General features: G+C 62.3%; 23 protein-coding genes, 1 tRNA gene and 3 pseudogenes. 22 read left to right on the top strand and 5 right to left on the bottom strand.

All coding sequences use genetic code 11. The annotated features are described in order from the left end of the window. Nucleotides 1-10 precede the first annotated feature (10 nt). From hisD to HK436_RS02315, 7 genes are all read left to right on the top strand, one after another. The gene (hisD, locus tag HK436_RS02345; protein WP_173187034.1) at nucleotides 11-1,309 is read left to right on the top strand and encodes a histidinol dehydrogenase; all 1,299 of its coding nucleotides are present in this window, start codon (nucleotides 11-13) and stop codon (nucleotides 1,307-1,309) included. A 3-nt stretch (nucleotides 1,310-1,312) separates the two neighbouring features. After that, nucleotides 1,313-1,795, top strand: coding sequence for a UPF0262 family protein (locus tag HK436_RS02340; RefSeq protein WP_173187032.1), 483 nt, complete (start codon nucleotides 1,313-1,315; stop codon nucleotides 1,793-1,795). Next, entirely contained in the window at nucleotides 1,792-2,247 is a 456-nt protein-coding gene (locus tag HK436_RS02335) for an arsenate-mycothiol transferase ArsC (protein WP_376769146.1), read from the top strand. Before HK436_RS02340 ends, HK436_RS02335 begins: the two co-directional genes overlap by 4 nt. A 102-nt stretch (nucleotides 2,248-2,349) precedes the next feature. Continuing rightward, complete coding sequence (gene infA, locus HK436_RS02330) at nucleotides 2,350-2,568, top strand: translation initiation factor IF-1 (protein WP_006200926.1); 219 nt, start codon at nucleotides 2,350-2,352, stop codon at nucleotides 2,566-2,568. Nucleotides 2,569-2,605: 37 nt separating this feature from the next. Beyond that, entirely contained in the window at nucleotides 2,606-3,232 is a 627-nt protein-coding gene (locus HK436_RS02325) for a Maf-like protein (protein ID WP_173187028.1), read from the top strand. A 3-nt stretch (nucleotides 3,233-3,235) separates the two neighbouring features. Next, nucleotides 3,236-3,436 carry a DNA gyrase inhibitor YacG gene (gene yacG / locus HK436_RS02320; RefSeq protein WP_173187026.1) on the top strand — a complete coding sequence of 67 codons (201 nt, stop codon included), beginning with the start codon at nucleotides 3,236-3,238 and terminating at the stop codon, nucleotides 3,434-3,436. A 170-nt stretch (nucleotides 3,437-3,606) separates the two neighbouring features. After that, a tRNA-Phe gene (locus tag HK436_RS02315) sits at nucleotides 3,607-3,682 on the top strand. A gap of 35 nt (nucleotides 3,683-3,717) precedes the next feature. On the opposite strand, the gene HK436_RS02310 is transcribed toward HK436_RS02315, so the two are convergent. Beyond that, a complete protein-coding gene (locus HK436_RS02310; protein ID WP_173187024.1) occupies nucleotides 3,718-4,527 on the bottom strand; it encodes a shikimate dehydrogenase family protein in 810 nt (269 codons plus the stop codon). Nucleotides 4,528-4,613: 86 nt separating this feature from the next. On the opposite strand from HK436_RS02310, the gene HK436_RS02305 reads away from it, so the two are divergent. The 6 genes and pseudogenes from HK436_RS02305 to HK436_RS30450 all read left to right on the top strand — a co-directional run bounded on the left by HK436_RS02305 (nucleotide 4,614) and on the right by HK436_RS30450 (nucleotide 9,299). After that, a complete protein-coding gene (locus tag HK436_RS02305; protein WP_173187022.1) occupies nucleotides 4,614-5,273 on the top strand; it encodes a GntR family transcriptional regulator in 660 nt (219 codons plus the stop codon). A gap of 57 nt (nucleotides 5,274-5,330) precedes the next feature. Further along, entirely contained in the window at nucleotides 5,331-6,344 is a 1,014-nt protein-coding gene (locus tag HK436_RS02300; RefSeq protein ID WP_173187020.1) for an ABC transporter substrate-binding protein, read from the top strand. Nucleotides 6,345-6,403: 59 nt separating this feature from the next. Further along, a pseudogene (locus HK436_RS02295) lies at nucleotides 6,404-7,173 on the top strand (ABC transporter ATP-binding protein). Nucleotides 7,174-7,203: 30 nt separating this feature from the next. Then, nucleotides 7,204-8,018: pseudogene (locus HK436_RS02290) on the top strand (ABC transporter permease). 10 nt (nucleotides 8,019-8,028) lie between these two features. Further along, a complete protein-coding gene (locus HK436_RS30455; RefSeq protein WP_206680472.1) occupies nucleotides 8,029-8,751 on the top strand; it encodes an FAD-dependent oxidoreductase in 723 nt (240 codons plus the stop codon). After that, complete coding sequence (locus tag HK436_RS30450) at nucleotides 8,748-9,299, top strand: FAD-dependent oxidoreductase (protein ID WP_206680471.1); 552 nt, start codon at nucleotides 8,748-8,750, stop codon at nucleotides 9,297-9,299. Before HK436_RS30455 ends, HK436_RS30450 begins: the two co-directional genes overlap by 4 nt. Before the next feature lie 77 nt (nucleotides 9,300-9,376). Here HK436_RS30450 and HK436_RS02280 read toward each other — a convergent pair whose 3' ends face one another. Beyond that, nucleotides 9,377-10,147 (bottom strand): IclR family transcriptional regulator, encoded by a 771-nt coding sequence (locus HK436_RS02280; RefSeq protein ID WP_173187016.1) that lies wholly within the window; start codon nucleotides 10,145-10,147, stop codon nucleotides 9,377-9,379. A gap of 175 nt (nucleotides 10,148-10,322) precedes the next feature. Here HK436_RS02280 and HK436_RS02275 point away from each other — a divergent pair, with 175 nt between their 5' ends. The 7 genes from HK436_RS02275 to HK436_RS02245 are packed head-to-tail and all read left to right on the top strand — an operon-like array spanning nucleotide 10,323 to nucleotide 17,985. Beyond that, nucleotides 10,323-11,294, top strand: coding sequence for an ABC transporter substrate-binding protein (locus tag HK436_RS02275; protein ID WP_173187014.1), 972 nt, complete (start codon nucleotides 10,323-10,325; stop codon nucleotides 11,292-11,294). A gap of 59 nt (nucleotides 11,295-11,353) precedes the next feature. Continuing rightward, the gene (locus HK436_RS02270; protein ID WP_173187012.1) at nucleotides 11,354-12,403 is read left to right on the top strand and encodes a CobW family GTP-binding protein; all 1,050 of its coding nucleotides are present in this window, start codon (nucleotides 11,354-11,356) and stop codon (nucleotides 12,401-12,403) included. Between the two features lie 31 nt (nucleotides 12,404-12,434). Beyond that, complete coding sequence (locus HK436_RS02265) at nucleotides 12,435-13,832, top strand: dihydroorotase (protein ID WP_173187010.1); 1,398 nt, start codon at nucleotides 12,435-12,437, stop codon at nucleotides 13,830-13,832. 38 nt (nucleotides 13,833-13,870) lie between these two features. Further along, nucleotides 13,871-15,250, top strand: coding sequence for an MmgE/PrpD family protein (locus tag HK436_RS02260; RefSeq protein WP_173187008.1), 1,380 nt, complete (start codon nucleotides 13,871-13,873; stop codon nucleotides 15,248-15,250). Beyond that, entirely contained in the window at nucleotides 15,247-16,356 is a 1,110-nt protein-coding gene (locus tag HK436_RS02255) for an NAD/NADP-dependent octopine/nopaline dehydrogenase family protein (protein WP_173187006.1), read from the top strand. The genes HK436_RS02260 and HK436_RS02255 overlap by 4 nt, the downstream gene beginning before the upstream one ends. Then, nucleotides 16,353-17,147, top strand: a complete 795-nt coding sequence (locus HK436_RS02250) for an ABC transporter permease (RefSeq protein WP_173187004.1) — start codon at nucleotides 16,353-16,355, stop codon at nucleotides 17,145-17,147. Before HK436_RS02255 ends, HK436_RS02250 begins: the two co-directional genes overlap by 4 nt. Before the next feature lie 49 nt (nucleotides 17,148-17,196). Continuing rightward, the gene (locus tag HK436_RS02245) at nucleotides 17,197-17,985 is read left to right on the top strand and encodes an ABC transporter ATP-binding protein (RefSeq protein ID WP_173187002.1); all 789 of its coding nucleotides are present in this window, start codon (nucleotides 17,197-17,199) and stop codon (nucleotides 17,983-17,985) included. A gap of 143 nt (nucleotides 17,986-18,128) precedes the next feature. On the opposite strand, the gene HK436_RS34070 is transcribed toward HK436_RS02245, so the two are convergent. Further along, the gene (locus tag HK436_RS34070) at nucleotides 18,129-18,377 is read right to left on the bottom strand and encodes a DUF302 domain-containing protein (protein WP_376769119.1); all 249 of its coding nucleotides are present in this window, start codon (nucleotides 18,375-18,377) and stop codon (nucleotides 18,129-18,131) included. Continuing rightward, entirely contained in the window at nucleotides 18,272-18,517 is a 246-nt protein-coding gene (locus HK436_RS34065) for a DUF302 domain-containing protein (protein ID WP_512770943.1), read from the bottom strand. The genes HK436_RS34070 and HK436_RS34065 overlap by 106 nt, the downstream gene beginning before the upstream one ends. Nucleotides 18,518-18,625: 108 nt before the next feature. Between HK436_RS34065 and HK436_RS02235 the strand changes: the two are divergent. Together HK436_RS02235 and HK436_RS02230 are read left to right on the top strand one after the other, a co-directional pair. Beyond that, a pseudogene (locus tag HK436_RS02235) lies at nucleotides 18,626-21,302 on the top strand (bifunctional acetate--CoA ligase family protein/GNAT family N-acetyltransferase). A 189-nt stretch (nucleotides 21,303-21,491) separates the two neighbouring features. Further along, complete coding sequence (locus HK436_RS02230) at nucleotides 21,492-21,713, top strand: helix-turn-helix domain-containing protein (protein WP_173187000.1); 222 nt, start codon at nucleotides 21,492-21,494, stop codon at nucleotides 21,711-21,713. A gap of 112 nt (nucleotides 21,714-21,825) precedes the next feature. Here HK436_RS02230 and HK436_RS02225 read toward each other — a convergent pair whose 3' ends face one another. Then, complete coding sequence (locus HK436_RS02225) at nucleotides 21,826-22,293, bottom strand: hypothetical protein (protein ID WP_173186998.1); 468 nt, start codon at nucleotides 22,291-22,293, stop codon at nucleotides 21,826-21,828. Between the last annotated feature and the right edge of the window lie 265 nt (nucleotides 22,294-22,558).

Genomic DNA, 22,558 nt, shown 5'->3' with positions numbered 1-22,558 from the left:
TCTACCGACCATGCCATTACGCCTCGACCGATCCGCTGCCGGTTTCGAAGCCGACTTCGCCGCATTCCTCGCCACCAAGCGGGAAGTGTCGGAGGACGTCGACACGGTCGTACGCGATATCATCGCGCGCGTTCGGGAAGAGGGCGACGCGGCGCTCATCGACTATACTAGGCGGTTCGACCGGCTCGATCTCTCTGAAACGGGCATAGCCGTAAGCGAAGCCGAGGTCGACGCGGCAATGGCCGAAGTCGATGCCGATACGCTTGCTGCCCTGCGTTTCGCACATGAGCGCATCACCGCTCACCATGCACGCCAGATGCCGCAGGACGACCGTTATGTCGATCCGATCGGCGTCGAGCTTGGTTCGCGCTGGACGGCAGTCGAAGCGGTTGGCTTGTACGTGCCGGGCGGCACCGCAAGCTATCCGAGTTCAGTGCTGATGAACGCCGTGCCGGCCAGGGTCGCGGGCGTTGAGCGCATTGTCATGACGGTGCCGTCGCCGGACGGACAGCTAAACCCGCTCGTTCTTGCCGCAGCCCGGCTTGCCGGAGTGTCCGAAATCTACCGTGTCGGCGGCGCGCAGGCGGTTGCCGCCCTTGCCTATGGCACCGAGACCATCGCGCCGGTGGCGAAGATCGTCGGTCCGGGCAACGCCTATGTCGCCGCCGCCAAGCGCCGCGTGTTCGGCACCGTCGGCATAGACATGATCGCCGGCCCGTCCGAGGTGCTGGTGATTGCCGATGGCAACAACGACCCGGCCTGGCTGGCCGCCGACCTGCTTGCGCAGGCCGAGCACGACGCTGCCGCACAGTCGATCCTGATAACCGACGATGCAGTGCTCGCCGACGCGGTCGAGGCCGAGGTGGAGCGCCAACTGGCGCGCCTGCCGCGCGGCGAGATGGCGGCTGCAAGCTGGCGCGACTTCGGTGCGATCATCCTCGTGGCGGATCTCGCCGATGCCGTGCCGCTCGCAAACCGCATCGCGGCCGAGCATCTCGAGCTCGCGATGGACGACGCCGAAAACTACGTCGAAAAAATCCGCAACGCGGGCGCGGTTTTTCTCGGCCGCCACACGCCCGAGGTGATCGGCGACTATGTCGGCGGTTCCAATCACGTTTTGCCGACTGCGCGGTCGGCGCGTTTCTCGTCTGGTCTCTCGGTGCTCGATTTCGTCAAGCGCACGTCTCTCCTGAAGCTAGGACCCGAGCAGTTGCGCCTGCTGGCGCCTGCTGCAATCGCGCTCGCGCGCGCCGAGAATCTGGACGGCCATGCGGCTTCCGTCGCCATTCGGCTCAATCCCGAAAGCTAGGTCATGAGCGAGCGCGATCGAAACGCCCGGCTGATCGATGTCGAACTCGACGAATCGATCGGGCGCTCGACGCCGGACGTCGAGCACGAACGCGCAGTCGCGATTTTCGACCTCATCGAGGATAACTCGTTTCGGCCTGCCGGCGATGAAAAGGGCGGGCCCTACAAGCTGAGACTGTCGGTTGTCGATTCGAAGCTGGTCTTCGCGATTTCACGCGAGGATGGCGAGGCCGTCGTCACCCACATCCTCTCGCTGACGCCGTTCCGGCGCGTGGTGAAGGATTATTTCCTGATCTGCGAGAGCTATTACGAAGCGATCCGCACCTCGACTCCGTCGCAGATCGAGGCGATCGACATGGGTCGCCGCGGTCTTCACAACGAAGGGTCGCAAACCTTGATGGATCGCCTCTCCGGCAAGATCGATGTCGATTTCGATACTGCGCGCCGGATATTCACCCTGGTCTGCGTGCTGCACTGGCGGGGCTGACGATGCCGGCGACGGGCGCGGCCCCGCTTCCCCGTTCGATCCTGTTCCTGTGCGGCATGAACGCGATACGCTCGCCGATGGCGGAAGTGCTGGCCAGGAAGGTCTTGCCTCAGGCGACTTTTGTTGCCTCGGCCGGCGTACGAGCTGGCGCGCGCGACCCCTTTGTCGATGCCGTTCTTGCCGAAAAGGGGCTAACGCTGGGCAATCGCCAGCCGCAACGGCTCGATGAGATGGAAGACGCCTATTTCGACCTGATCGTTACACTCGCGCCCGAGGCGCATCACGCCGCACTGGAACTGACCCGCTCGATGGCTGTCGATGTCGAATACTGGCCGACGGCGGATCCATCCGGCGCGGCTGGAACGCGCGATCGCATACTCGACGCCTACCGCGATGTGCGCGACAGGATCGAGCAACGAATAGCCGCCCGCTTCGCTGCCGGAGGACCGTGAACATTCCAAGAATAAGCATGTTCACAAATCCGGAGTAATCATATAGGTTCCGCCGGAATTTCCGGCCGAGGCCGGCGATATCCAACAAGCCATAGGAATCGGATGCCGAAGGAAGAAGTACTGGAGTTTCCGGGCGTCGTCACTGAACTGCTGCCGAATGCCATGTTCAGGGTCAAGCTCGAGAACGAACACGAGATCATAGCGCATACGGCCGGCCGCATGCGCAAGAACCGGATTCGCGTTCTGACCGGCGACAAGGTCCTTGTCGAAATGACGCCCTACGACCTGACCAAGGGTCGTATCACCTACCGCTTCAAGTAGCGGTCGACGTTCTCTCCCGCATGCCGACGGGTCTTCGATGAGTGTTTTCCAGAAGCTTGTGCTTGCCTCGGGCTCGCCGAGACGGATCGAGCTTCTGCAGCAGGCGGGCATAGAGCCCGACCGCCTCTTTCCTGCCGATCTGGACGAGACGCCGCTGCGCGCGGAGCATCCGCGCTCGCTGGCCAAGCGCCTGTCGCGCGCGAAAGCCGAGAAGGCGCAGGAAGGGCTCGTCAGGGACGGCGAGACCGATGCGTTCATCCTTGCCGCCGACACGGTGGTTGCCGTCGGCCGGCGCATCCTGCCCAAGGCGGAGCTGGTCGACGAAGCCTCGAACTGCCTGCGGCTGCTCTCCGGGCGCACGCATCGGGTCTACACCGGCGTCTGCCTTATCACGCCGTCCGGCAAGCTGCGCCAGCGACTGGTGGAGACGCGCGTGCGCTTCAAGCGCCTGTCACGGGAGGAACTCGAAAGCTACCTCGCCTCGGGCGAATGGCGCGGCAAGGCGGGCGGCTACGGCATACAGGGCCTGGCTGGCACCTTCGTGGTCAAGATGGTCGGTTCCTACACCAACGTGGTGGGTCTGCCGCTCTACGAGACGGTGGGACTATTGACGGCCGACGGCTACAAGGTTCATTTCAACTGGCTGGCGGGCACGAGGGCCTGAACCGTGAGTGGTCAGGAAACCGGCAAGGTGACGCCGCTTCGCCCCCGCCGCCCATGCCCGGAGTGCGGCAAGCCGTCGACACGCGCCGACTATCCGTTCTGCTCGCCGCGCTGCAAGGATGTGGACCTCAATCGCTGGCTCTCCGGCTCCTATGCAATTCCCGTCACTGAGGCCGAAGAGAACCTCGACGACAACGAGCACTGACCGCTCGGACGTGAGGGCTAGCGCGCCCAGCGACGCCCACCGAATTTAGTCGCGAAATCGCGCCGCTTCGCGCTGGACAGGCGCAAAACTCGTGCTATAACCCACGCGCTTTCGGGCGGAACACCAACGCCGCTCGTTGCAAGGAACGCCTTCAGGCGACCTTGCCGGATGCCCAGATAGCTCAGTTGGTAGAGCAGCGGATTGAAAATCCGCGTGTCGGTGGTTCGAATCCGCCTCTGGGCACCACTATTGTTTGCCGGTACTCTCACGGACAATCCATTTCAAACACCAAGAAACTCGCGCAGCCGTTCGAACTGGCCGAACGTCATCGCGCGGCCATTCACGGTCTGGAGGCCGATGGCCGCTGCGTCACGCAGAAATTGTGTCTCGACGGGTTCGGTGATGGCATCTGCTGCGAAGCTTCCTCTCCGCATCGTTGCCAGGAGCTCACGCGGGAAGACACTGCCCGGTGCGTAAGCCATTCCGACGGGCGTGGCATTGATCGCCATCGAAAATCCGTCCAGCGACAGGGGAATACCCGGCTCCACAGCCAAGCCTTTGCCTGCCAGCACGGCTATGAGCGCTTCAATTTCCCGATGTTCGCGCGACCAGACGGCGAGCCTGCGGCCGCCGCGCTCCGCAAACTCGTGGGCAATCGCGATGCCGGCAGCGCCAGCACCTGCAAGGACGACGCTGCTGCCTCGAACCTCGAAGCCGGCGCGACTGACGCCATTCCAGAAGCCGGCGCCGTCGGCCATGTCGCCCGACAGCCTGCCATCGGCGCCACGTTTCACCACATTGACGCTTGCAAGTGCCTTTGCGGTCGGAGAGGCGTCATCGACCAGATCGAGCAGACTTCCCTTGTTCGGAATTGTCGAAACGAAACCGTCGCAATTCGAAGCCTCCCGGATCATCTCCACAAAACCTGGAAGCGCGCGCGCGCCCACATCGACTGGAACCATGATCCGGTCCGCCCCATGGTCGGCAAAATACGTATTGAAAAGATAGGGCGATCTTGCCTGTGTGATCGGACTTCCGATCATGAAGATCACCCGGGTCTGCCCGGTGACCAGCCGTTCTCCTGCAGCCAAAATTCCCTCCCTTGGGTTGACTTGCTCCTGATCGTTCAATAGCAGGCGAAATGTTGAAGATTTTCTGACACGTTGGAGGAGATAGCGTGTTCGGGAGGAAAACCCAGGATTCCGACACGGTCGTTCGGCTGATCGCCTCGCAATTGCGCCGCGACATATCCGTCGGCGTGCTCGCCCCGGATACCAAGCTCAAGATCGATGAACTGCGCCAGCGCTATGGGGGCTCGGCGCATTCGTTCCGGGAGGCCCTGACGCTTCTTGCCAGCGAGGGCATCGTCGAGGCCAGCGCCCAGCGCGGCTTCCGCGTGGCCTCGGCGACCCAGTCCGATCTCGAAGACATCTCTCGCCTGCGCGCCGAAATCGAAAGCCTGGGCCTTGGCTGGTCGATCAAGCACGGGGACCTGCGCTGGGAAGGCGAGGTACTCGCCGCCTTCCACACCTATTCGAAGCTCTGCATGCAGACGGATGCCGATCGCCAGGCCTTCGCCATCGAATGGGACGAGGCAGGTCGCCACTTCCACGCGACGCTGGTGGCCGCCTGCCGCTCGCCGCGGCTGATCGGGTTCCAGGACAGGCTGTTCACACAGAGCCGGCGCTTTCGCTATGCCGCGCTCGTCGAGGGCAGCATCGACCTCGCCGCGGAGACCCGCGGCTTGGGGGAAGTCGTTGAGGCGACGCTCTCTCGCGATGCGGATCGGGCGTGTGAACTGCTTTCGAACCAGATTCTCGGCGCTTTGACGCGTTGAGATACGGCATCCGCCGGGACCATCACCAAAAGCGTATTGATTACAGGGAGGAATGACATGCTTAAGATTACCCGCAGAGCCTTCGCAGTGCTTGCCGCCGCGACCATTCTGGCAGGCACCGGCGCCGCCAGCGCAGAGCCCATCAAGGTCGGCATTCTCTCGTTGGTGTCGCACTCGCCGAGCATCATCGCAGAAGGCAAGGGCTACTTCGCCGAACAGGGCCTTGAAGTCGAGTTCGTGCCATTCCAGGCAGCCCAGCCCATGGCAGTGGCGATTGCCTCCGGCGATGTCGATTTCGGCATGACGGCGATGACAGCCGGCCTGATCAGCCTCGCCGAGAAGGGCGCGGTCAAGATCATCGGCGGCGCGCTGCAGGAAACGCCGGAGATCGACGGCCAGAAAATCCTGGTATCCAAGGCGGCTCACGAGGCAGGCGTGAAGACGCCCGCTGATCTTGCGGGCAAGCGCTATGGCATCACCACCGCGGGATCGTCCTTCCACTACATGGCGCACAAGATCGCCGACAAGGAAGGCTTCGAGCGCTCGGCGCTAGAGTTGGTTCCGCTCAATGCCGTGCCAGCAGTCATCGCTTCGCTGAAGTCGGGCCAGATCGATGCCTGGTCGATCGTGCCGAACATTGCCGCGGGCCTGACCAAGAGCGGGGAGGTCTTTGAGATTGGCAAGGTCTCGGACTACATCGACGGCTACCAGGTGACGACCGTCTTCACCTCGGCAGACAATGTCGCCAACAATCGCGAACTCGTCGAGAAATACCTCGCCGCGCTCTCGAAGGGTGTTGCCGATTACAACGCCGCCTTTGTCGACAAGACCATGTCGGATGAAGACAGCACCGAGGTCGTCGGGATGATCCACGAATATGTCTATTCCGACCGCCCGCTCGACGCTGCGGACCCGGCAATCCGCGCTGGGGCAATGCGCATCAACGAAGACGCCAAGCTGAACGTGTCCAGTATCGAAGACCAGCTCGAATGGTTCAAGTCGGAGAACCTGGTTCCGGCGGAGGCTTCGATGGACAAGCTTGTGGACACGAGCTTCGTCGAAACCTTCTGAAATCGAGGCGCCGGCCCCTACACCCGTGGGGCCGGCTCCTCCCCAACAAGGCGATGATCATGGACATTGTGGTCGACAACCTCTCGCACCGGTACGGGCAGACCGATGTGCTCGACGGCATCACCTTCGAGCTGAAGGGCGGCGAGATCGTCTGTATCATCGGGCCGTCGGGCTGCGGCAAGTCGACCCTGCTGCGCTTTATTGGCGGTCTTGAGCAGCCGACGTCGGGCCGTATCCTGATCGCCGGTTCGCCGCCGGCGGGGTCTCTCAATCCGCTCACCTACATATTCCAGGACTTCGCGCTGCTGCCGTGGCGTACGGTCGAAGGCAATGTCAGCCTGGTTCTCGAGGACCACGGCATCAAGGGAGGCAAGGCAGACGCGATCATCGACGACGTTCTGCGCCGCACCAAGCTTTCCGATTTTCGCAAGGCGCTGCCGCGTCAGCTTTCCGGCGGCATGAAGCAGCGCGTGGCGATCGCGCGCGCGCTTTCAGTCAATCCCGCCGTCATGCTGATGGATGAACCGCTTTCGGCGCTCGACAGCCAGACCCGCGAGCTGCTGCTCGACGATCTGATCGAACTATGGACGCGGGAACGCTTTTCCGCCTGCTACGTCACGCACAATCTCGCCGAAGCAGTGAGGTTGGGCCACAAGATCATCGTCCTGTCGCGCCGCCCCGGCCGGATACGCCAGATCGTCAGGATCGACATGCCGCTTGACGAGCGCGCCGGGCGGATCGCGGAACTGGAAACGACCCAGCGCCATCTGTGGAACCTGATGCGCGAAGAAGCGCGCGCGCGGACATGGAGCTGTCGGATGTCGCTTGAGACCGCGAATACGTTGCACGCGACGACGACATCCCAGGAGGACGTCGTCGCTCCGCCAGATGCCCGCCCGGTGCCCTTCGCGGCGGCGGCTTCAAGGTGCGGAAATACCGGCTGATCTCGCCACTGGTGTTCATCGTCCTGATCAGCCTGTGGGAAATCGGCTCGCGGACGGGCTTCATCAGTTCGATTGCCTTGCCCGCGCCGTCCGAGGCGTTTCGCGCGCCTTTCAGGATCTCGTGCGCACCGGCATGCTCTGGACGCATCTGGAAGCCAGCCTGTATCGCCTGTCGGTCGGCTGGATATTCGGCTCGGCGCTTGGCGTCGCGGTGGGCTTGACGATCGGCCTCTTCTCGCTCGCGCGCGCCGGCATGCTGCCGATCGTCTCGGCCCTGTTTCCGATCCCCAAGATCGCGCTTCTGCCGCTGTTCATCGTCTGGTTCGGCATTGGTGAGGGCTCCAAGGTCGCAACGATCCTGTTCGGCACCTTCTTCCCAACCGTCATCGCGACCTATGGCGGCGTCGACAATGTCGATCGCAACCTGATCCGAATGGGCCAGTCCTTCGGGCTCTCCTGGTTTTCCATCGTGCGTAAGATCATCATTCCCGGCGCGCTGCCGGCAATCCTGTCTGGGTTCCGCATTTCGGCATCGATTGCGATCGTCCTGCTTGTGGCCGCCGAGATGATCGGAGCACAGTATGGTATCGGCGCCTATATCCTGATGGCGGGCGCGCTGTTTGCCACCGACCAGTTGATCGCCGGCGTTGCCATGCTCTCGATCCTGGGTCTTACCGTCAGCTGGCTGATCGGCAAGGCTGAGCAGTATTTCCTCAACTGGCGGACGTGAAGAGCAAGGCATGACAAAGCGTTTCGAGGCCGACTACGACGTCGCGGTCTGCGGCGGAGGCGCTGCCGGCGTGGCTGCGGCCATCGGCGCGGCCAAGGCTGGAGCAAAGGTCTGCCTGGTCGAGAAATACGGCTTCCTTGGCGGCGCGGCCACCACATCACAGGTCTACGCCTATTGCGGCCTGTTCCAGCAAGGTGTCGAACCGAAGCGGGCGGTTGCCGGCGTGGCGGCCGAAGTCACCGACGAATTGAAGACGCACGGACTCGACGGTGAGGCCTATCGTTCGGAAACGACAGGCAACTGGATCGTGCTGCTCGATGGCGAGGTGCTGAAGTTCGCTCTCGACAATCTTGTCCGCAGTTATGGCATAGATGTGAAGTTGCACACGCGCGTGGCTTCCGTGGCACGCACCGCCGACCGTCTCGAAGCCATCACGTTGGCTGGCATGGGTGGACGCACGCGGGTGGCTGCCGAAGCTTTCGTGGACGCCAGCGGCGACGCCAATCTGGCCATGCTGGCCGGGGTCCCGTTCCAGATTGGCGACGGCGAAGGCAAGCTGCAGGCCTTGACCATGCCGATCCGCATCGGCGGCATCGACCGCGATCTCAGGATTGACCGGGCGGCGCTTCAAGCTGCTATCGCGCGCTACAACGGTAAGGGTGCATACCCGATCCAGCGCACGGACGGGGGATCATCCTCCGGCTGCCCTTGTCGCACGACATGTGGTGGATGACCGTCGACATTCCGCTTTCGGATCTATCGTCGGAGAGCTTCACCGCAGCCGAGATGGAAGCGCGGGCGCGTGCCAACGACTATGTCGCGATGCTCAAACGTGAGTTGTCGGGCTTCGAAGGCGCATATCTCGTCGCAACGGGTCCGCAAATCGGCGTGCGCGAGACCCGTCATCCCGCCGCGCGCTACGAAATGACCGGGGAGGACGTTGTCCTGGGGCGATGCCGTGACGACGGCATCGCGCGCGCTGCATGGCCGATCGAATTGCACGGTGAAGCCGGCAAGCCGAGCTACACTTCGATCGGCGGTGCCGGATACTGCCACGTGCCCTACGATTCCATCCGCGCCAAGGGCCTCGACAATCTCTGGTACGGCGGTCGCGTCATCGGCGCCGACCCGCAGGCCTACGGTTCGATCCGGGTCATGGGCACAGCCTTTGCCACTGGACAGGCAGCCGGGGTCGCCGCGGCCGACCATGTCGATGCTGGCCATCTTACCGATCTCGGGCAGATCCAGTCGAAGCTGCGCGAACAGGGAGCGCTTATCTAAGAGCGAGGGAACTGGTCTGCCAGGCGGAGCCGCGGTGCACCCATCCACTGCCCTGATGGCTATGGTGAAAGCCCCAACTATGCGCGTGATATCTGCGCATCGTGCTTCTCAATCTCATCCGATATGGTCGTTGCGGTCTGCACCACGCCCTCGATGAGCGACGGAAGCCTGCGTTCGAGATCTGCCTGTTTGGCGTCGGTAACCAGACTGATGCTTGCCACCACAGCCGACCCGCGCATGATCGGTGCAGCGATGCCCACGCGGCCGGAGCCGACTTCCGAAGTGGTGACGGAATAACCCTGCCTCCTGACAGCCTTTAGCGCATTGCGCATTTCAGCATAGGCGGGTGCGCCGGTGCGACGCAGTTCTTCTTCGTTGCGTAGATAGAGCGCCTTCAGCGCCCGATCGGGCAAGAAGGCCAGAATGGCCTTGGCTGGCGCACCGACGAAAAGCGACATCGCCACGCCTCTCTCGTAGCTGACGGGCAGATGCGGCGCATCGCCCTCGCGCTTGTGCACGCTCATGATCCGATCGCGAAAACGGCGGCACATGATCACGCTGGCGGCCTGGGACGCCTTTTCGAGCAACTCAGCCATCGGCTGGTCCGCGATATGGATCAGCGGGTCGCTCTGACGGATAAGCCGGTCGAAATGGATGAAGGCAGGCCCAAGAACATAGCCCGCACCGGTAACGGGGTCGAGAAACTCCGCCTGGCTCAGCTCGCGGACGTTGCGATAGGCGGTGCGAACCGAGATGCCGAGTGCGGCCGCGATGTCTTCCACCGTGAGCACCACGCCATCGCCGTCGAAGAGCTGGAGAATGCTCAGAAGGTTGTTTTGACTGGCCATTTAACGTTCCACATCCGGCTGTCCGACTGCCACTATAATGATGGCCGAGGATTTGCAAATAGTCAAAATTGACAAAATACGACAATTCATCTTGATTGTTGAAATGAGGCAATTATAGTCGGTTTCAGGCAAGAGCGCAGAGACGCTCGCCCCAACCGACAGATGAGGAACAGATATGAGACCTTTCAGATTGATCGCTGCATGTGTCGCTGCTGCGGCCATCGCGTTTGCCGTTCCAGTCGCGAATGCGCAGGAAAAGCACCAAGTCCGTGTCGCCATGCTCGGGCCCAGCTCGCTCCTCTGGCTCCACGCCATCGCCAAGGACCAGGGCTTCTACGACGCGCACGACATCGAGGTTCAGGAACTGGTTGCATCCACCAGCCCGGCTCTTCTCCAGGCTGTTTCCAGCGGTAGCGTCGAAGCCGGCATCTCGGTGGCGGACCTCGCAATGAGGGCAATCGACCAGAATGCGCCGATCATCATTTCCGGCGCGGTGCTCGGCAAGTCGATCCTGCGTTTCGTCGGCGGAAAGGGTGTTGAAACGGCGGCAGATATAGACGGACGTCCGGTGACCGCAGGTGGCGTGCAGGGCGGAACGGCCAATCTGCTGCGTTATCTGATGAACGAGCAGGGCGTGGACGGAACGGGGGCGCAACTGGTTGCGATGGCAAATTCGCGCGACCGCATCGTGGCTCTGCAGAACGGGCAGGTGGCCGGCTCGCTTCTCATCGCACCGTTTGATTCCATGGCCCAGCGCGATGGAATGAAGGTCCTTGGAGACTACACGGAAGACTATCTGCAGACGCCGCTTATCCTGAACACCAGCTGGGCGGAAGCCAATCGCGAGGCGGCTGTGGGCATCACGCAGGCAACCCGCGACGCCGCCAACTGGATCTACGATCCCGCCAACAAGGAAAAGGCGATCGATATCCTGGCGGCCTTCACGAATGTCGATCGCGAGCTGTGCGCAGAATCCTATGCGTTCATCGTCGAGCAGCAGAAAGCAATCGGCGTCGGCCTTGAAGTGACGCCGGCAAGCCTCGAAAACCTCCTGAAGATCAGTGATGCCGTTGGCGCGTCGCGCGAAAGCGATCAGACGTTCGATATCTCGCGTTATTACGACCCGAGCTACCTCGCCGGAAACTGAAGCGCTCGTCCGAAGCCGCGCATCGAACCGGATGCGCGGCAGCCGAGCCAACTCTCCAAATGAACGACATGCCTATTCCTGTGACCCTGCTGACCGGTTTTCTGGGTAGCGGCAAGACGACGCTGCTGAATGCCTGGCTGCGTGATCCGTCGCTGTCCGATGCCGCGGTCATCGTCAATGAATTCGGCGAGATCGGCATCGACCACGCCCTGATCGCCGCCAGCAACGACAACACCATCGAACTGAGCACCGGGTGCCTTTGCTGCATGGTGTCGGGAGATCTCGTCACGACTCTCCGGGAGCTGAATGAAAAGCTCGCCCGCGGCGATGTGCGTCCGTTCAGCCGCGTCTTCATCGAGACGACTGGCGTCGCCGACCCGATCCCGGTGATCCAGTCGCTGATGACGTTCCCCGTCGCGGGGCGCTACGTGCTCAACCGCGTGGTGACAGTGGTCGACGCAGTACAGGGCGAGCGTACCCTGCGCGACTTCCAGGAAGCGTCGCGACAGGTCGCGGTCGCCGACGATGTGATCCTGTCAAAGACCGATCTTGCAAACGCCCGGGAAGGTGTGTTGGCACAGATCAACGCGCTCAATTCATCTGCGCGGGTTCTTGAATCCGGCGGTGCGGACCCCGTGCTGCCCTCTGACCTGCTGGCTCCCGGGGCTTTCAATCCGGCGGGCAGCGTCGTCGACGTCGAAAAGTGGATCGCCGATGCCGGTTTTGCGGCCGAGACCCCGCACCACGATCATCACCACGCCCATGATCACAAACACCACCATCACGAGAGCGGCTTCACCACCTTCACGCTGGAGTTCGACGAGCCGCTGGCTTGGTCGCATGTTGCCCATTGGCTTGATGCGCTTGTGATCGCGCACGGCAGCGACTTGCTGCGCGTGAAGGGCATATTCGACATTGCTGGACAGTCCAAGCCGATCGTCGTCCAGGCGGTGCAGACACTGTTTCATCCGCCCTTCGAGCTGCCACGCTGGCCGCTGGGCGAAGCGCGTTCACGCGTGGTCTTCATAACGCGCAATCTCTCCCGGGATTTCGTCGTCGAGGTGCTCGACACGATCCGTGGCCGTGCGCCGGTGGCCGCGCAGGCCTGATCCCTTTCCATTCGAACATAAGGACTTGCAGATGGACACGCTGATCAAGAACGGAACCATTGTCGTGCCGGAAGGCCGGTACCAGGGCGACATCGCCATCAGCGGCGGCAAGATCGCAGCCATCTACGAGCCAGGCAAGGCGCCGGCATCCGGCGATACCGAGATCATAGACGCCAACGGGCTGGCGGTGTTTCCCGGCGTCATCGACATGCATTCGCATCACCGGCAGGGCTCCAAGCCCGGGTTCGAATACAAGGACACGATCTACACCTCGACGCAGCAGTGCGCGGCCGGCGGCGTGACGACCTCGGTTGCCATGCCCAACGTGACCCCGCCGCCGAATACGATGCAGCTGCTGCAAGATCAGTTCGCCATCTACGAGACCGATGCGATCGTCGACTGGAATTTCAATCCTGCACCGACCATCATCGAGGAGGTGCCGGCGATGGCGAAAGCCGATATCGCGGCTTTTAAGTTCTTCATGGTCGTCGATACCGGTCGCGACTATCCGCACATGCCGGGCATCGGCGTACACGATCATGGCAAGATCCTGGAAATCATGATGGCCTGCGCCAAGGAAGGCGTGCCGCTGATGGTGCATCCGCACGATCAGGCGCTTATGGATATCATCGAGCAGGAATACTGGGCACGCGGCGAGCGCGACGCTCTCGCCTACGCCAAGGCCTATGCCGCTTATGACGGGGTGATCTGGGAAACGGCGATCGCTACGCTGCTGCGCCTGCAAAAGGCTGCGGGATGCCATCTGCATATTCTCCATACACAGACCGCGGGCAGCGTCGAACTGATCCGGCAGGCAAAGGCGAACGGCCAGAAGGTTACCTGCGAGATCAACCCGTGGGCGCTGTTCCTCGGCTGCGACTGGTCGTCAATCCAGCGGTTGGGATCGTATGCTTTGTCATACTGGGTGCCCGAAAAGAACGTGCCCGGCCTCTGGGAGGGTCTCAACGACGGCACGATCGATATCGTGGCGACGGACCATGCTCCGCACGTGCGCGAGGAAAAGGAGATCGGCTGGACCGACGGTTGGAAGGCCCATACCGGCACGCCGTCCGCGCAGTTCTACCTGAGCATGTTCTTGACTGCCGCACTTGAAGGCAAGATTCCCCTCGAGCGCGTCTCGGAGGCAACGTCGGCTGCACCCGCCCGTTTGTTCGGTCTCACGACCAAGGGCCGGATCGCGGAAGGGTACGATGCCGATCTGGTGCTGGTCGATCTCGAGAACGAATACGAGATCCGCGACGAGGACGTGCTCAGCCTGTCCGGCTGGAGCCCCTATGCGGGTCGCAAGCTCAAGGGCAAACCTGTCCGCACCGTCCTGCGCGGCCGCACCGTCTATCTCGACGGCAAGGTGGTTGGCGAGAAGGGATACGGACGTCAGGCCAAGGCGGTGCATGGGGCCCGGGCCTGATGAACGTTCCGCATCGCCCCGGCACGAACGATAGGACGGTGGCAGCGACGCTGGCTGAATGGCTGGTGGAGCTGCACGCCTCCGCAATTCCCGCAGGGGCGCTGACCGCCGCCCGGCGGTCGTTGATCGACGTTGCCGGGGTGATGCATGCGGGCATGGACATGCCCATTGTTCGCCTCATCACCGATGAGGTGGTACAGGAGAGCGCCGCAGGGCCAGCGAGTGTTCCCGGCACCGGGTTGCGGCTCCCTGCGGTTGCCGCAACCCGTGTCAATTCCACGGCTGCGCACGCGCTTGACTTCGATGCAAACTTCAATCGCGGCATGGTCTTCGGGCCGGCCATTCTTTTCCCGGCGCTGCTTGCGCTCGGCGAAGCTGAAAAGTCCGATGGTCGTGCGCTTCTGAGCGCGTTCGCGATCGGCACGGAGGTTTGCCGGGTGCTCGCCGAGAGCCTTTCGCCGCGGCCCTATACGAAGTCGCGGGACAGCCTGTTCTATCTTGGCTGGTTCAACACGGGCGTGCTTGGCCCGATCGGCGCGGCGGCCGCCTGTGCGTGGATGTTGAAGCTTTCAGCGGAGCAGGCGCGCAACGCCATCGCCATCGCCGCCGTGCAGGCGTGCGGTCTCAGGATCGGCGTAGGCTCCGACATGAAGCCGTTGCTGGCGGCGCGCGCCGCCGAAACCGGTCTGCGAGCAGCGTTGCTGGCGCGCAAGGGTGCGCTGGCGCCTGGGGATGCGATAGAGGGATATCGGGGCCTGGTGCAGGTGGTGAACCGGGGTCAATGGACCTCGGAGGCTTTCGCGTCGCTCGGATCGTTCGAGGACGCCGGCCCGTCACTGAAGCTCTATCCGGCCTGCTCCTCGGTTCAGGCCGCAGCCGAGGCGCTGGAAACAATGCTCGTTCGGGATGGCGTTTCGGGCGATCGTGTGGAGAGCGTCACCTGCGAAGTGACGCCCCATATCGCCAGCAACCTCACCTTCGACGATCCGCAGAACGTAACGCAGGCCCAGTTCTCCATCTCCTACGCGCTCGGATGCATCTTGGCGGACGGCGAATTCTCCTGGCGGCACCTCACGGCCGAAAAGATCGGCTCTGGCGAGATACGACGCCAGATGGAAAAGGTGAGGATGGAAGCATCGCTTCGTTTCGACAATGAAGCACTAGAGCGCGAATCTCCCGAAGCCACGCGCGTCATTGTTCGCCTCTCCGATCGCAGCACCCGAGAAATGCGCCTGAACGCGTCGACGGGAAAGCCGGTGAAGCCGATGAGCGACGCGCTGCTGGAGCGCAAGTTCCTGGCGAACACGGTTCCCGGGCTGGGCCGGACTCGAGCGGCAGCGTTGCTTGAGGCGCTGAAGAACATTGAGGATATGCCCGACGTGACCCTCCTTTTCGCCGATGCGGAAGGTCAGTCATGAGACTAGCGATCCTGGGCGCTGGTGCGATGGGATTGACTACGTCCGCTCTCGCGGTTTCGCGCGGCCACGATGTCGTCTTGTGGTCGCCATCGGGAGCATCGACCAAGGGTCTCGGCAGCAAGTCCCGGATCGAATCCACCGGTGCGCTTTCGGGCAACTGGTCCGTTTCCATCGCCCAAACGGCCAAGGAAGCCGTCGCGGACGCCGAGGCGGTGCTGCTTGCGGTTGACGCAAACGGCCATCGCACCGTCATGGAGGCAGTTGCGCCTCATATGCAGGCGGGCGTTCCTTTCATAGTCAGCGCCGCCCATTCGCTGAGCGGCCTCTACATGGCGCAGCTTCTACAGACGCGCGGCATCGATGCCGCGGTGGTTTCGCTCAACACCAGCCCGGGAACCGCGCACCGCACTGAAAACGGCAAGGTCGACATCCGCGTCGTGCGTGCGCATATCGAAGCATCCGTCACGCCGAACGGTTCACAGACGGATGCCTTGAATATATGCGCGGAGCTTCTGCCGGCGCAGTTTGCGCGGCGCGAGAGCGCCTTGGCGATCGGCCTTCTGGCCAATTGCAACCCTGTCTTTCACGTGCCGGTGTGCCTGCTTAATATCACGCGTATCGAACGCCCGGAAAACTGGGCACCTTACGGGCAGACGACGACCGCCGTTGGCCGCATGATGGAAGCGCTGGACCGTGAACGTCTGGCCATTGCGGCGGCGTTTGGTTTCGACATTCACTCCGTGAATGAGCATTTTCACCGGTCCTTCAAGATCCCGCTGGCCCACATGGACGTGATGAACGCAACGCTTCATGCCTCGGGCAGGGGACCCAAAGGTCCGAAAACGGCAATGCACCGCTATCTGATGCAGGACATCCCCTACGGGCTGGCATTCGCGTCCAGGGTCGCGCGCGTTGCGGGCGTGCCAGCGCCGATCCACGATGCAACGGTCCTCCTTGCGGGCTCGATCCTCGACGTCGACTTTGCGCAAACAAACACGATTCTCGATGTGCTGGGCCTTGATGCCATGTCGCACGACCAGCTTATCGAATTCGCCACAACAGGGCTTCGGCCCGTCACGCCTTTCCACGAGGGAACAAGCCAATGACATTCTGGGCGCGCACCTACGACTTCCTGCAAGGAGACAGCCGGACGAGTTCCCTAGTTCGGGTCGCGTTCTCGGTGGCGGTCGTGCTGCTGATCTGGGAGATACTGACGGCGACGGTGGTGACCAACTCGCTCCTGCTGGTGCCGCCATTGGAAGTGTTTGCCGCGCTCGGTCGCGAACTGGCTAATGGCAATGTCTGGACAAACGGCGTGGCGACCGGGGTCGCGCTGCTTGTCTCGTTTCCTGTCGCCGTCTTCATCGGTGTCGCGGGCGGACTGATCCTCGCGTCGAACCGGCTCTTTTCACTGACGGCAGGGCCGATGCTGATGGCCTTGTATTCCGTTCCAGTCGTCGCGCTGGCGCCCCTCTTCATTGCATGGCTTGGACTGGGGTTTGCCTCGAAGTTCGTGATCGTATCGCTGGTTGCGGTGTTCCCGGTTCTGGTGACAACCGAAGTCGGGTTGCGCGCGACCGACAAGGCACTTGTCGACGCTGCCCGTTCGTTCAATGCCAATGGCTGGCAGATATTCACGACGGTGACGTTGCCCTACGCGCTTCCTTATGTGGTCAGCGGTGTTCGTGTTGCCTGGGCGCGTGCGCTGGTAGGCATCGTCGTCGCGGAGTTCTTCGGATCGTTCGCCGGGTTCGGTTTCGCCATCCTGGCAGCCGGCCAAACCTTCGACACGGCAACCTTGCTCGCCTACGTCATTCTGCTGGGCGCGATGGGGGTTATCGGCAGCCTGGTTTTCGAAAGTGCAGAGCGTCGTCTGGCGCCCTGGCGACACGAATAGGCGGTTTCTCATCATGGCGAGCAACACTTCTTCCACCCGAGAGGCATCCATGTCCAAAACCACTGCACTCGAGATCAGCAACATCTCGAAGAAGTTCGAGCGCCCCGGCCGCCCCACGATTGAAGCCTTGAGGGATATCAATCTGTCGGTGAAGCAGGGAGAATTCGTCTCCATCGTCGGCGCCAGCGGCAGCGGCAAGTCCACTCTCCTGCGCATTGTCGATGGGCTGACGCAGGCTACCGGCGGTACAGTCTCGGTCAACGGCAAGATCGTGACCCGCCCCGGCAAGGACAGGGCGGTGGTCTTCCAGCAGGATTCGCTGCTGCCCTGGAAGACCGTGATCGACAATGTCGCCTACGGGCTCGCGATCAACGGGGTCAGCCGGCGCGAGCGCGAGCAGACCGCGCGCCATTTCATCAACGTGTCGGGCCTGCAGGGCTTCGAAAGCCACTTCCCCCACCAGTTGTCGGGCGGCATGCGCCAGCGCGTCAACGTCGCGCGGGCCCTGGCCGTCAGCCCCGACATCCTTCTCCTCGACGAGCCCTTCGCGGCACTTGATGCCCAAACCCGCGAGGTTATGCAGACCGAGCTGCTTCGGATATGGGAAGAAGAAAAGAAGACCGTTGTGCTGATAACGCACCAGATCGACGAAGCTGTGTTCCTTTCCGATCGTGTGGTGGTTTTCAGTGCGCGCCCGGGTCAGATTCGCGAAGAAATCGAGATAGAACTGCCGCGCCCGCGCGATCTCGAGGTCAAGCGGAGCGCCACCTTCGTCGCGTATGTCGATCACATCTGGAAATTGATCGAACAGGAAGTGCGTATGGGCATGAAAAGCTGAAGCTGCTTACCTGGAGTTGCCGCAAAGGCGTTGATTGCAGCGTAATGACGGGAGACACAAACTGTCAGTTTAAGTGCGCCGCAGCCTTCGATATAGGTTTTCGCAGATCGCGCTGCGTTCGACTACACTATTTCTGGTTACGATCATGCGGAATTGATGGCGTCGACCAGTGCGGTCCGGACCGTCCCTGCCAGTTCCGCGAGCCGCGGATTGGCAACTGATGCCATACTGACCACCGGATCGACAGCCGCGATCTCGACGCTTCCCGGCTTGGTTTCAGTGACGATCACGTTGCAAGGCAGCAGAGCACCAATTTTGTCTTCTTCCTGCAGTGCTCGCCATGCGAAATGCGGATTGCACGCTCCGAGGATGGTGTAGGGCCGGAATTCCACGCCGAGTTTGTTCTCTTCATCGTGGCGGCGACGTCGATCGACGTCAGCACACCGAAGCCGCGATCTGCAAGCGCCGTCTTTACCCGTTCGATCGCCGCATCGTGCGAGGAGGCAAGGGTTCTGGCGAAATAGTAGCTCATGGTAGCACTCCACAATATCGTGCATGTTTGCATACGCTACGCGGGGGCCTGAGCTCCTTGATCTGGCACAACCCTGCGAGCGGCAGTGATGATGGAGGAAGGGGACCCGTGAGCAGCAGGAATCTTGATCTGGCAGTGCGACCGCGTTCGCTGGCAGTCATCGGCGCCTCTAACCGCGAAGGGTCCGTCGGGCGCGTCGTGATCGACAATATCGTCCGGGGTGGGTTTGTGGGAACGGTCTGGCCGGTCAATCCCAAATATCGGCAGGTGTCCGGCCTGTCATGCTATCCGGATGCGGCCGCGCTTCCGGATGCGCCCGACCTTGCTATCATCATGACGCCGGCCGCAACCGTGCCGCAGATTATCGATGAACTCGGCAGAAAGGGCTGTCGTGCCGGCGTGGTGATTACTGCCGGCCTGACGCCTGAGAACGGACTTCGCCAGGCAATGCTCGATGCCGCGCGTCCTCATCTCTTCCGGATCATAGGCCCCAACACGGTCGGTCTGATGATCCCGCCTTTGAAGTTGAATGCAGGCTTCGCCCACATGGCAGCGCAGCCCGGCAATATAGCGCTCCTGTCACAGTCCGGAGCCATCGCCACCTCTCTTATAGACTGGGCTGGTGAAAACAATGTGGGCTTCTCCTACATCGTTTCGCTCGGCGACATGGCCGATGTGGACGTCGGCGACTGGCTCGATCTCCTTGCGGGAGATCCGACCACGCGGGCCGTCGTGATGTATCTGGAGTCGATCCCCGAACCGCGAAAATTCATGTCGGCAGCCCGCGCTGCCGCTCGCATCAAGCCAGTGATCGCAATCAAGTCCGGACGTCATGAAGAAGCCGCCAAGGCGGCTTCCACACACACCGGAGCGCTTTCAGGCGCGGATAGGGTGGTCGACGCTGCCTTGCGCCGCGCAGGCGTATTGCGCGTCGATGGACTTGCCGAGCTCTTCGACGCTGCCGAGATCACTGCGCGGTTTGCACCGCTGGATCGCGCCCGCATCGGGATCGTGACGAATGGCGGTGGCGCCGGCGTGCTGGCGGTCGACGGATTGATCGACCTCGGTGGCGAACTCGCTCACCTCGCGCAGCAAACACTCTCGGCACTGAACGAGGCCCTGCCTGCTACGTGGTCTCACGCAAATCCCGTCGACATCATCGGCGATGCCCCACCGGAACGCTACCGGGCGTCGGTGGCCGCAATCGCCGCCGATCCAGGCGTCGACGCGCTGGTCGTGCTCAATTGCCCGACCGGCCTGGCATCGCCCGTAGATGCCGCGAAAGCCGTAGCCGACCTTGCCACGAACGGACTGATCGACGGCAAGCCGGTCATCTCATGCTGGCTGGGCGAGCAGACCGCACGACAGGGCAGGGCGATCCTTCAGGAAGCGGGAATACCCAGCGTCGACACGCCCGCGGAGGTAGCGCGCGCCACGCGGTTTCTGTCGGATTGGTCCAAGGCGCAGAAGGCACTCGGCCGCGTGCCGGCAACGCGTGGCGAGGACGTATCCGTCGATCGCGCCGCAGCGCTGGCGATCTTCCGACGGGTAGCTGCCGACGGTCGCAGGATGCTCACCGAACCGGAAGCCAAGGCCGTCATCGGCGCCTATGGAATGGATGTGCCGGAAACTGTTGTGGCTGCCACGCCCGACGCGGTGCAAAAGGCGGCACAGTCAATGCTTGCGGCTGGCGGAAAGGTCGCCGTCAAATTGCTGTCCAAAGCGATTTCGCACAAGTCGGATGTCGGCGGCGTGGTGCTGGGGATCGAGACCGACGACGCGGCGGCCGAGGCGGCGGGCGCGATCGGTGAACGAGTGCGGAAGATTCGGCCGGATGCCGACATACAGGGTTTTGCAGTGCAGCCGATGATCGAACGCAAACATGCCCAGGAACTGATCCTTGGCATGAGCATCGATCCGATCTTCGGTCCGGTCCTCCTGTTCGGCGCCGGCGGGGTCGCGGTCGAGGTCGTTGACGACACCGCCATGGCGTTGCCGCCGATGGACGAGGTGTTGGCCGGCGATCTCATCGAACGGACTCGTATCGGCCGGTTGTTGGCGGGGTTTCGCGACCGCAAGCCGGCCGACCGCGCCGCGATCGTCAAGGCGCTCAACGGCCTGTCGCAACTGGTCGTGGACTTTCCGTGCCTGGTTGGTGTCGACATCAACCCGCTGCTGGCAGATGCCGACGGCGCCATCGCACTCGATGCACGGATCGAGATCGACCCCGAACACGTCGATGAACCCGGCCCGAACCCGGCTCTTGTGATCCGGCCATACCCCGCCGAATGGGCCAAGAGTGTCACGCTCGGGGATCAAGACTTCGATATTCGTCCGATCAAGCCGGCGGATGTGGCCCTGTATCCGCGGTTCCTCGCCAGAGGTGTCTCCCGAGGATGTGCGCCTTCGTTTCCTGGCGCCTCGGCGTCGGTTTCCCGACGAGATGCTCAAACGGCTGACGCAACTCGACTATGACCGGGATATCGCCTTCGTCGCTCTTGAAGACAGCGGCGATCTGGCAGCGGTCGGCCGGCTGTCTTGCGATCCGGGGCGGGAGCGCGCGGAACACGCGATCCTCGTGCGCAGCGACTTGCAGGGCCACGGTCTGGGTTGGGCGCTTCTGCATCACCTGCTGGACTACGCCCGAGCGGAGAATATCGGCCTTTTCGAGGGAATGGTGCTGGCCGACAACGTCAAGATGCTTGCCATGTGCCGCGAGGCCGGTTTCAAGGTCGAACCTCATCCGGAAGAAGCAGGCGCCATGCGTGTCTGGCTTAACTTGTGATATTATTGCGATATCCTGCGTTCCCACGCGGGCACAGCGGCTGACCTTCGACAGTTGCGCGGCCATGCGAGATGCGGGCGCGCAATTGCGTCTGCCAATCTTGAAACTGGCCGTCAAGAATCCCACATAGAATCGCGCCCTGCAGGTTCTTGCGGATGGCGCCCATTCAGATTGTCAGAGGATACTCAGATGGCCGAACTCATCGAAGCCATCACGGTTGCGCTATCTTCCGGGACCAACCCGGTCACAGCCATCCGTGAAGCGACGGGCTATACGATCGAACAGCTCGCCGTAACGTCCGGTCTTGCCGAAGCCGAACTCGTCGATCTCGAGGCAGGGGCCGTGGACCAGGCCAGGCTAACGAGACTGGCTTCCGCGCTCGGGTTGCCAGAGAGCGTGGTGGCGCTTTAGACGTCTCCAACCGTGGCGAAAGCATCTTAAAAAGGCGGAGCGGCGACGATGTCGCAACGCTCCGCAAATCGGGAATGCCGCACTGGGTAGCGGCTTTCCCGTCCCCTGCTGGTTACTGGATCGTGCGTGTTGCCGAGTTGAATCGGGCCCAGCCCACCGTGCGCGATTTCCCGCCGGCTTCGACCGTCAGTTGATAGTTCGAGTTGAGGCGGCCCCCGGTGGTATTGCACGGCGGCAGGAAACGGTGATTGACCGTTGTCGTTCCCGAGCCATCCGAGGTTACGCGTGTGCTGCGATGATTGAACGTGCTTCCGTCACTCAGCTTGTCCTGGAGGCTGAGGCGGATCGGCACGCCTGCCGCAGCCGTGTGTTTGATGGTCACCGTTGGCGCCTGTCCCTGTCCGCCGAGCTGGCTGCACAGGTTCGACGTCGTCATCGGGCTGATGCTGACGCTCTCTAGGGCGAAAGGCATCGCGGGCGCAGTCGCCTGTCCCGTGCTTTCGCCGCTGGTCGAGCATGCCGACACCGCAAATGCTGCGCAGATTGATACAAGCATCCCGCCAAGCTTGCGTGGGCTCATGGATTTTCCCCTTACCGTTTGGATCCACTCATTCGGCGAATGAGCCTCTAGGTGCATATGCGGCCTGGTCCGTCTGGTCAGCGCAGAATCGGGGAAGAAGTGGAAGTGCCAGGAAAAAACGCAAAAATTTCACATTAATATCAAAGGCATGCTATCCATTGTCGACTGGGGTTGATTTTGGTGTGATCGATGGGCGGATCAGGCGATTGGGCAGCCTGTGAAACATGGCATGAGCTTCTGGATGCGCTTTGCATCGAGAAGGGAC

It is taken from the genome of Neoaquamicrobium sediminum (assembly GCF_013240295.1).
Lineage (GTDB): Bacteria > Pseudomonadota > Alphaproteobacteria > Rhizobiales > Rhizobiaceae > Aerobium > Aerobium sediminum.
The sequence above is the reverse complement of the archived record's forward strand: the minus strand, read 5'-3'. Positions and strand labels throughout refer to the sequence as shown.

Coding starts and splice junctions, on each gene's coding strand:
- hisD (WP_173187034.1), top strand. CDS start 11: ATGCCATTACGCCTCGACCGATCCGCTGCCGGTTTCGAAGCCGACTTC.
- HK436_RS02340 (WP_173187032.1), top strand. CDS start 1,313: ATGAGCGAGCGCGATCGAAACGCCCGGCTGATCGATGTCGAACTCGAC.
- infA (WP_006200926.1), top strand. CDS start 2,350: ATGCCGAAGGAAGAAGTACTGGAGTTTCCGGGCGTCGTCACTGAACTG.
- HK436_RS02325 (WP_173187028.1), top strand. CDS start 2,606: ATGAGTGTTTTCCAGAAGCTTGTGCTTGCCTCGGGCTCGCCGAGACGG.
- HK436_RS02300 (WP_173187020.1), top strand. CDS start 5,331: ATGCTTAAGATTACCCGCAGAGCCTTCGCAGTGCTTGCCGCCGCGACC.
- HK436_RS30455 (WP_206680472.1), top strand. CDS start 8,029: ATGACAAAGCGTTTCGAGGCCGACTACGACGTCGCGGTCTGCGGCGGA.
- HK436_RS30450 (WP_206680471.1), top strand. CDS start 8,748: ATGACCGTCGACATTCCGCTTTCGGATCTATCGTCGGAGAGCTTCACC.
- HK436_RS02280 (WP_173187016.1), bottom strand. CDS start 10,147: ATGGCCAGTCAAAACAACCTTCTGAGCATTCTCCAGCTCTTCGACGGC.
- HK436_RS02275 (WP_173187014.1), top strand. CDS start 10,323: ATGAGACCTTTCAGATTGATCGCTGCATGTGTCGCTGCTGCGGCCATC.
- HK436_RS02270 (WP_173187012.1), top strand. CDS start 11,354: ATGAACGACATGCCTATTCCTGTGACCCTGCTGACCGGTTTTCTGGGT.
- HK436_RS02265 (WP_173187010.1), top strand. CDS start 12,435: ATGGACACGCTGATCAAGAACGGAACCATTGTCGTGCCGGAAGGCCGG.
- HK436_RS02255 (WP_173187006.1), top strand. CDS start 15,247: ATGAGACTAGCGATCCTGGGCGCTGGTGCGATGGGATTGACTACGTCC.
- HK436_RS02250 (WP_173187004.1), top strand. CDS start 16,353: ATGACATTCTGGGCGCGCACCTACGACTTCCTGCAAGGAGACAGCCGG.
- HK436_RS02245 (WP_173187002.1), top strand. CDS start 17,197: ATGTCCAAAACCACTGCACTCGAGATCAGCAACATCTCGAAGAAGTTC.
- HK436_RS34065 (WP_512770943.1), bottom strand. CDS start 18,517: ATGAGCTACTATTTCGCCAGAACCCTTGCCTCCTCGCACGATGCGGCG.
- HK436_RS02230 (WP_173187000.1), top strand. CDS start 21,492: ATGGCCGAACTCATCGAAGCCATCACGGTTGCGCTATCTTCCGGGACC.
- HK436_RS02225 (WP_173186998.1), bottom strand. CDS start 22,293: ATGAGCCCACGCAAGCTTGGCGGGATGCTTGTATCAATCTGCGCAGCA.